Genomic DNA, 7,249 nt, shown 5'->3' with positions numbered 1-7,249 from the left:
CATGGAAGAAGTGCTTGCCGCCCATCCCGACGTCGCTGAATGCGCGGTGATCGGCATTGCCGATGCGATGAAGGGGCAGGTGCCCGCAGGTTTTCTGGTGCTGAACGCGGGCGTGAGCCGCCCTGAAGAAGAGATCATCCGCGAGGCGGTGGCGCTGGTGCGTGAGAAGATCGGCCCCGTCGCCTCCTTCAAACAGGCTTTCGTGGTCGAGCGGCTGCCCAAGACCCGCTCCGGCAAGATCCTGCGCGGCACGATGCGCAAGATGGCGGACGGGGAAAGCTGGAGCCTGCCGGCAACCATCGACGACCCGGCGATCCTCGATGAGATCGGCGGCGCGCTTAAGCAGGCGGGTTATCCGAAGAGTTAAGAAAAAAGCCGCCCCGAGGGGCGGCTTTGTTTCTTCGTGCGAAAGAAGAAGAGGATCACTCCTTGTCTTCTTCCTCCTCATCGTCTTTTTTCAGGTCTTTCAATTTGGAAAAGACGCTGTCGGCGTCATAGGACGGCTCTTCTTCTTCCTGCACCGGGTTGTTGAGGCGGGAGAAAGCTTCCGCGGCGCTCGGCGCGCGCTTCTCGCGTTCTTCCTCGGCCGGCTCTTCCGCCGTGGTCTGGGCGGCGGGCAGCAGCGTTTCGACCGCACGGCCTTCCTTCACCGCCTTTTTATGCTCGCGTTCGACGCGGCGGGCGGCTTTCTGCACGGCAGCGTCAAGTTCGAGCTGTGTGCAAAGACCGAGCGTCACGGGATCGACCGGCTTGATGTTGGGCGAGTTCCAGTGGCTGCGGTCACGGATCGACTGGATCGTCGGCTTGGTGGTGCCGACAAGCTTCGTCACTTGCGCATCCGTCAGTTCCGGGTGGTGGCGCAGCAGCCAGGCAATGGCGTCCGGGCGGTCCTGACGGCGGGAGACCGGCGTATAGCGCGGGCCCTTGCGCGGTTTGACTTCCGGCAGGTCGTGCTGGCTCTCGGACAGTTTCAGCCGGGCGCTGCTGTCTTTCTGGCAGCGCTCGATTTCCGCGCGCGTGAGCTGACCGGCGGCGACAGGATCGAGGCCTTTAATCCCCTGCGCCACGTCCCCGTCCGCGATGCCTTTGATTTCCAGCGCATGCAGGCCGCAGAAATCGGCAATCTGGTCGAAGGTAAGGGCGGTGTTGTCTACAAGCCAAACGGCGGTTGCCTTGGGCATAAGGGGCCGTGACATGGTCTCTCCTTATGATCCATCCGGACGTCTCCGAATGAACCTTTGTTCGTCAAAATGAGCGGAATAGCCCCTATATAGGGGCTAAGGCCTTCCAAGGAAAGCACTTCCTGCGGCAGCGCTTATTCCGCCGCTTCCTCCCTAGGCTTCTTCCGGCAAAAGCAGGATTTTGCCCGTATGGGTGGAGCTTTCCATGAGTTTCTGGGCCTCGCCCGCCTTGACGAGGGGGAAGGTGGCATGGATGACGGGTTTGAGGCGGCCTGCCTCGATCAGCGGCCAGACATTGGCCTTTACCGCCTCGGCGAGCGCTGCTTTTTCGCCCACGGAGCGGGCGCGCAGGGTCGAGCCCGTCATGGTCAGGCGTTTGAGCATGATGGGCAGGAGGTTGAGCTCGACCTTGGAGCCTGCCTGATAGGCGATATTGACGATGCGCCCGTCGCGGGCGGCGGCGGAAATGTTCCGCTGCACGTAAGGGCCGCCGACCATGTCGAAAATAACGTCGACGCCTTTGCCCTCCGTCAGCGCGTTCGTGACGAGGACGAAGTCTTCTTCATTGTAATTGATGGCGCGCTCCGCCCCAAGCGTCTGGCAGACCCGGCATTTTTCGTCGGTGCCCGCTGTAACGAAAACCCGGGTGCCAAGCGCCGAGGCAAGCTGAATGGCCGCCGTGCCGATGCCGCTTGAGCCGCCATGGATGAGCAGCGTTTCGCCCGCTTTGAGCTGGCCGCGCTCGAAAACATTGGTCCAGACCGTAAAATAGACTTCCGGCAGGGCGGCGGCTTCGGTCAGGCTCACACCTTTGGGAACGGGCAGGCAATGAGCTTCATGCACCGCGCAATATTCCGCATAACCCCCGCCGGCCAGCAGCGCGCAGACCTCGTCGCCCTCTTTCCAGCGGCTGACATTTTCGCCGGTGGCAACGACGGTGCCGGAAACCTCGAGGCCCGGTGTGTCGGGGGCGCCGGGGGGCGGGGGGTAAAAGCCCTGGCGCTGGACGATGTCGCCCCGGTTGAGCCCGGCGGCCGCGATTTTGATCAGCACTTCATCGGCGGCAGGGGTGGGGGTGGCAATCTCTTCGGGTTTGAGCTGCTCGGGCCCGCCCGGCTCGGCGATGGCGATGCGGATCATTTTTTCGGGCACCTTGGGCATGAAGGCTCTCCTCGTTTTCTTTTGGCCATATTCTCAGGGCGGCTCAGTTGGGGCAGACTAGGCGGCAATCGGGGGCGTGACCAGTCACATGCCGGCCACATGAGCGCGAGCGGCGCCCCGTTCAAGGGCGAACAATGAGGAGCGGGATATGGACGATTTGGAGCCGCGCAAGAGGTCGGAAGCGCTGGAGGCGCTGATCCGTGAGGATCTTTCGATGAAAAGCGTCGAGGAACTGACCGAGCGGATCGAGGTTTTGAAAGGCGAGATCGAACGAATCAGTACCGAAATCGGTAAAAAGCAAAATTCCCGTGACGCTGCGGAAGCTTTTTTCCGCAAATAGATGATTATTTTCCCTTCGGTTTATGGGGATTAAAGCGCTGAAATCGGCGGTTTTTAGAGGCAGTGTTGCAAATTGAACCGCATTGACTGCGAATTAGGCATTTCGTTAGGGATTCATTAGGTATTAGAATCGTACTGTAGCGTTGCGTAATCCAGTCATATGGATTTGAGTGGCTCCTATCCACTCTGTTCGACGCCTCCCTGTTAGAACTTGAGCCGCGGCTTCCGCGGCTCTTTTTTGAGCCTAGCTTGGGTGCGCACCCTAAACTTCATTAGGCTTTTGCTAACTCTTTCTTCCCTGGCACGTTTGTTGATGTAACTGTCCTCAGATGTATGACGGCGGGACGATTCCTCGTTTATAGTCGGAATAGAAAAACCGGCTGGGATGAGTCGAAATCGCGCACCGGATACTCGTTTCGTTTTGGGACAATCCGGCAGCGGCCGCTAAAGCCAAGTGGAGTAAGGCTGATGACGTATCATGGCGGGGAATCTCAAAGCGCGGGCGCCGCGGCAATGGCGAAACTTTTCGGCGGCTCGGAACTTTTTCAACGTACCTACCGTGAAGGCATGGGCCTTGTAGAAGAGGCGGCCTCTTATCTGGACGGGCCGGGCCGCGAGCAGGCCAAGCTTCTGCCCCGCATGGCCGCTCTTGCTTATGCGGCCGAAAGCATGCGCGTCACCACGCGCCTCATGCAGGTGGCCGCCTGGCTGCTGGTTCAAAAAGCCGTCTTTGAAGGCGAGATGACGCCGGAAGATGCCGCGCAGGACAAATACCGTCTCGGCGGGCAGTCCGTTGCGCGCTCCAAGCCGATGAGCGGGTCGGAAGACTTGCCGGACGAGCTGCGCGCGCTGATGGAAAAATCGGTACGGATCTATGAGCGGATCGAACGGCTCGACAAGCAACTCAACGACGAGCCGGATGTCTTCGAGGAAGAAGAGGATATGGTGCGCTCGCCGCTCGCCGCCCAGTTCGATCAGGTGGAAGCCTTCTTCCAGGAAACCATGGATAAAGGCCTGATGCGCTGGGACCGGCACTGAGCCGTTTCAGACGCTGAAGCCCGAAGACGGCAAAAGCCCCGCTTTGAAAAGCGGGGCTTTTTGGCAGGCGGCGCCACAAGCAGGGCAGGGCGCCGGCCCAAAGCGGTACCGGCAGAAACTTATTTCTTGCCGAGAAAGCCTTTGTACTTCTCGTTGAAGCGGCTCACGCGGCCGCCGCGGTCCATCAGGTTCGACGAGCCGCCGGTCCAGGCCGGGTGGGTCGTCGGGTCGATGTCGAGCGTGATCGTGTCGCCCTCTGCACCATAGGTGGAGCGGGTCTCGTACACGGTGCCGTCCGTCATGGCCACTTTGATCATGTGGTAGTCGGGATGGATGTCTTTTTTCATCCGTCTTCTCATTCTCTGCGGGGCAGCCGGCAAAGCGGCGGATGACCCTGGAAACCTCTTGGAAAGCGGGCTTATAGCGGAGGGAGGGGGGAATTGCAAGGGGGCTATCCGGCTGCGATCAGCACCTTTTGGCGCAGGCACGCCGCCTTGCGGTGGGCATAGGCCTCCCGGTAGGCCGGGTCCTCGAAAAGCGCGAAAACGAGCCGCGCTTCCGGGTAGGTGCCGATGGCGATCATGTCCCAGTCTTCCGCCCCGCCCATCAACGTGCCGGCAAAAGGCGCGGTGAGAAGAAAGCGCCCGCCCAGTTTTTCCAGGGCAGGCATGGAAACGGCGGCGTAATTCATCATCGCCTCGTTTCCTTGCGGGGCGAGCTTGAAATAATTGATCAATGTGACGGGTTTGGCGGGATCGAGCGCGGCGAGTGCCTGCCATTGGGCCGGGCTCGGCACGGCGCCGGTTCCGGCCCGGTCTTCTCCATAAGCGGCAATCAGGGCATCGAGGCGGTTTTGCGGGATGGCTTTTTGCATGGGAATCCTTTAAAAATATTACGCGTGTAAAAAACATATAATCAGAAATTTTACGTATGTCAAAAAATAAGAAATCCGCCCGTACAAGAGAAGAAATCCTCGATGTCGCCTGGGCGCTCATTCCCCGAAAGGGCGCGGATGTTTCGCTCGCGGAAATCGCCAAGGAAGCGGGGGTGACGCGCCAATCCGTCTATGTGCATTTCGGCTCGCGCGGCGGGCTGCTCATGGCGCTGGTGCAGCGGGCCGATGAGCGTTTTGCGATCTGGGAGGCGATGGAAAAGGCGCTGGGGGAGGCGGAGACAGCGGCAAAACTGCGCGCCGTGCTCGCCGCCTGGTTCGCCTTCGTGCCGCTGATCGCGCCTGTGGCGCGGGAGCTCATCCGCCTCAAACCTCAGGATGAGGCGGTCGCCGCCGCCTGGAACGACAGGATGGACGAGCTTTACGGCGTCTTCCGGGATCTGGCGGTAACGCTGGAAGCGGAAGGCCGCCTTGCCCCGTCCTGGCAGGCGGGCAAAGCGGCGGATTATCTTTGGGCGGCCTCTTCTGTACAGATATGGGATCTTTTGACGGGCGAGCGGGGCTGGCAGGGGGAAGAAGCGGCGCAGCGCCTTACCGAGGCGCATCTCAGCGTGCTTTTGGCGTAACGGGCCGCTTGCGGGACCTTTTGCCCCAGGCGGGCGGGCCCGTGCCGGTGGTTCTCCCGTGCCTGGCTTGCTATATGTGGCCCCTGACGTTTTCCAGTTTTGGCCTTTTCTAGTTCTGACCTTTTCTCGTTGAACCGGTACCCCATTTCATGAGCGATAATTCCAATCCCGTTGCCGAGGCGATCGAGCAGGAAGCTTTGCGGCGCAAGCCCGCGCGCAATGTGCGCCCCTTGATGCGGCTCGTTCCTTTTCTGGCGCGGTACAAATCCATGGTCTGGGCGGCGTTCTTCGCGCTGATCATGGCAACGCTCTCCACGCTTGCCATTCCCATGGCCATGCGGCGGATGCTGGATGAAGGGTTCTCGAAAGAAAACGCCGCCTTTATCGATCAATATTTCGCCATGCTGATTTTCGTGGCGCTGATGCTGGGTATTTCGAGCGCCGCGCGGTTCTTCTTTGTCAGCTGGATCGGCGAGCGCGTGGTGGCCGATCTGCGCAAGGCGGTCTATGAGCATATTCTGACGCTCTCTCCGGCCTTCTTTGAAATCACCCGCACGGGCGAAGTGCTCTCGCGGCTGACCGCCGACACGACGCTGATCAAGACGGTGGTGGGGTCGAGCGCGTCCGTTGCGCTGCGCAATATCTTCCTTCTCATCGGCGCGGCGACGATGATGGCGATCACCAGCCCGACACTGTCCGGCCTCGTGCTGCTGCCGCTGCCGCTGATCGTGCTGCCTTTCGTGATTTTCGGGCGCCGGGTGCGCCGCCTTTCGCGCGACAGCCAGGACAAGATCGCCGATACAAGCGCGGTGGGCGGGGAAAGCCTCAATGCCATTCAGACCGTGCAGGCCTTCAACCATGAAAACGAGGAAGGCCGCCGTTTCGCCGATACGGTAGAAGGGGCTTTCGCGGCGGCGCGCCGGCGCATCAGCGCGCGCGCCGTGCTCACCGCGCTTGCCTTCTTTCTCGGTCTTTCCGCCGTTGTCGGCGTGCTCTGGTTCGGCGCGCAGCAGGTGCTGGCCGACCGCATGACGGGCGGCGAACTTTTGCAGTTCATTCTTTATGCGGTCTTTGCGGCGGGCGCGCTCGGCGCGCTTTCGGAAGTCTGGGGCGATGTGCAAATGGCGGCAGGGGCGACCGAGCGTCTCAACGAGCTTCTCGATGTGGAACCTGCCATCAAGGCGCCGTCCCATGCCGCCGCTTTGAGCGAACCTGGGCGCGGGGAAATCGCGTTCGAGGATGTTTCCTTTTCCTACCCCACACGGCCCGATGTCTCCGCGCTGTCAGGCTTCTCGCTCAATATCAAGCCGGGTGAAACCGTGGCGATCGTCGGTCCTTCGGGCGCGGGCAAGAGCACGGTCTTCCAGCTTCTTCTGCGCTTTTACGATCCCCAGTCGGGCACGATCCGCCTTGACGGGGTCGATCTTCAAAAGGCGGACCCTCGGGCCTTGCGCCGCCGCTTTGCGCTGGTGCCGCAAGAGCCTGTGGTCTTCGGCATGAGCGCGGCGGAGAACATCCGCTATGGCCGGCCCGAGGCAAGCGATGAAGAGGTGCGCGAGGCGGCGAAAGCGGCGCTGATCGACGATTTTCTTTCGTCCCTGCCCGAAGGGTATGAAACGCGCTTTGGCGAGCGCGGCGTGACGCTTTCCGGCGGCCAGCGCCAGCGTATTGCCATTGCCCGCGCGCTGCTGCGCGATGCGCCGGTGCTGCTTCTCGACGAGGCGACGAGCGCGCTCGATGCGGAAAGCGAGCAGCTGGTGCAAAAGGCGCTCGACCGTCTGATGGCGGGGCGCACGACGCTCGTCATCGCGCACCGTCTTGCCACCGTGCGCAAGGCGGACCGGATCGTGGTAATGGATGGGGGCCGCGTCGTTGCCGCAGGCACCCATGAGGAACTGGTGGCCGAAGGCGGGCTTTATGCGCGCCTCGCCGATCTGCAATTCGGGCAAGGCGAGGGCGGGGTCGCGCCCGTCCGCCAGATTGCCGAATAACATCCGGCACAGGCCGGGAAA

At 61.5% G+C, this 7,249-nt stretch carries 9 protein-coding genes; 5 read left to right on the top strand and 4 right to left on the bottom strand.

The features are described 5' to 3' along the window. Positions 1-367 (top strand): AMP-binding enzyme (locus M2A_RS15460; RefSeq protein WP_045449346.1); only part of this gene is annotated, 367 nt, incomplete at its 5' end. 55 nt (positions 368-422) lie between these two features. Here M2A_RS15460 and M2A_RS15455 read toward each other — a convergent pair. Further along, positions 423-1,196, bottom strand: a complete 774-nt coding sequence (locus M2A_RS15455; RefSeq protein ID WP_045449345.1) for a DUF1013 domain-containing protein — start codon at positions 1,194-1,196, stop codon at positions 423-425. A gap of 138 nt (positions 1,197-1,334) precedes the next feature. Then, a complete protein-coding gene (locus M2A_RS15450) occupies positions 1,335-2,342 on the bottom strand; it encodes an NAD(P)H-quinone oxidoreductase (RefSeq protein ID WP_045449342.1) in 1,008 nt (335 codons plus the stop codon). A 148-nt stretch (positions 2,343-2,490) separates the two neighbouring features. On the opposite strand from M2A_RS15450, the gene M2A_RS15445 reads away from it, so the two are divergent. Continuing rightward, entirely contained in the window at positions 2,491-2,682 is a 192-nt protein-coding gene (locus tag M2A_RS15445) for a DUF1192 domain-containing protein (RefSeq protein ID WP_045449340.1), read from the top strand. A gap of 512 nt (positions 2,683-3,194) precedes the next feature. After that, entirely contained in the window at positions 3,195-3,719 is a 525-nt protein-coding gene (rcdA, locus tag M2A_RS15440) for a protease adaptor protein RcdA (protein WP_280113610.1), read from the top strand. A gap of 119 nt (positions 3,720-3,838) precedes the next feature. Here the strand turns inward: rcdA and rpmE are convergent, their stop codons facing one another. Further along, positions 3,839-4,066: a 50S ribosomal protein L31 gene (gene rpmE, locus M2A_RS15435; protein ID WP_045449336.1), complete on the bottom strand. Its 228-nt coding sequence runs from the start codon at positions 4,064-4,066 to the stop codon at positions 3,839-3,841. A gap of 104 nt (positions 4,067-4,170) precedes the next feature. Continuing rightward, positions 4,171-4,593, bottom strand: coding sequence for a DUF1330 domain-containing protein (locus M2A_RS17595; RefSeq protein WP_052379546.1), 423 nt, complete (start codon positions 4,591-4,593; stop codon positions 4,171-4,173). Between the two features lie 56 nt (positions 4,594-4,649). On the opposite strand from M2A_RS17595, the gene M2A_RS15425 reads away from it, so the two are divergent. Together M2A_RS15425 and M2A_RS15420 are read left to right on the top strand one after the other, a co-directional pair. Next, the gene (locus M2A_RS15425) at positions 4,650-5,237 is read left to right on the top strand and encodes a TetR/AcrR family transcriptional regulator (RefSeq protein WP_052379545.1); all 588 of its coding nucleotides are present in this window, start codon (positions 4,650-4,652) and stop codon (positions 5,235-5,237) included. A gap of 149 nt (positions 5,238-5,386) precedes the next feature. Further along, positions 5,387-7,228, top strand: a complete 1,842-nt coding sequence (locus tag M2A_RS15420; RefSeq protein ID WP_052379544.1) for an ABC transporter transmembrane domain-containing protein — start codon at positions 5,387-5,389, stop codon at positions 7,226-7,228. The last annotated feature ends 21 nt before the right edge of the window (positions 7,229-7,249 follow it).

Origin of the sequence: Tepidicaulis marinus (assembly GCF_000739695.1) — a bacterium.
GTDB classification, from domain to species: Bacteria; Pseudomonadota; Alphaproteobacteria; order Parvibaculales; family Parvibaculaceae; genus Tepidicaulis; species Tepidicaulis marinus.
This window is presented reverse-complemented; position numbering and strand designations above follow the sequence as displayed.

Excerpts from the sequence above, each read along its gene's own strand:
- rpmE (WP_045449336.1), bottom strand. The coding sequence starts at position 4,066 with ATGAAAAAAGACATCCATCCCGACTACCACATGATCAAAGTGGCCATG.
- M2A_RS15450 (WP_045449342.1), bottom strand. The coding sequence starts at position 2,342 with ATGCCCAAGGTGCCCGAAAAAATGATCCGCATCGCCATCGCCGAGCCG.
- M2A_RS15455 (WP_045449345.1), bottom strand. The coding sequence starts at position 1,196 with ATGTCACGGCCCCTTATGCCCAAGGCAACCGCCGTTTGGCTTGTAGAC.
- M2A_RS15445 (WP_045449340.1), top strand. The coding sequence starts at position 2,491 with ATGGACGATTTGGAGCCGCGCAAGAGGTCGGAAGCGCTGGAGGCGCTG.
- M2A_RS15425 (WP_052379545.1), top strand. The coding sequence starts at position 4,650 with ATGTCAAAAAATAAGAAATCCGCCCGTACAAGAGAAGAAATCCTCGAT.
- M2A_RS17595 (WP_052379546.1), bottom strand. The coding sequence starts at position 4,593 with ATGCAAAAAGCCATCCCGCAAAACCGCCTCGATGCCCTGATTGCCGCT.
- M2A_RS15420 (WP_052379544.1), top strand. The coding sequence starts at position 5,387 with ATGAGCGATAATTCCAATCCCGTTGCCGAGGCGATCGAGCAGGAAGCT.
- rcdA (WP_280113610.1), top strand. The coding sequence starts at position 3,195 with ATGGCGAAACTTTTCGGCGGCTCGGAACTTTTTCAACGTACCTACCGT.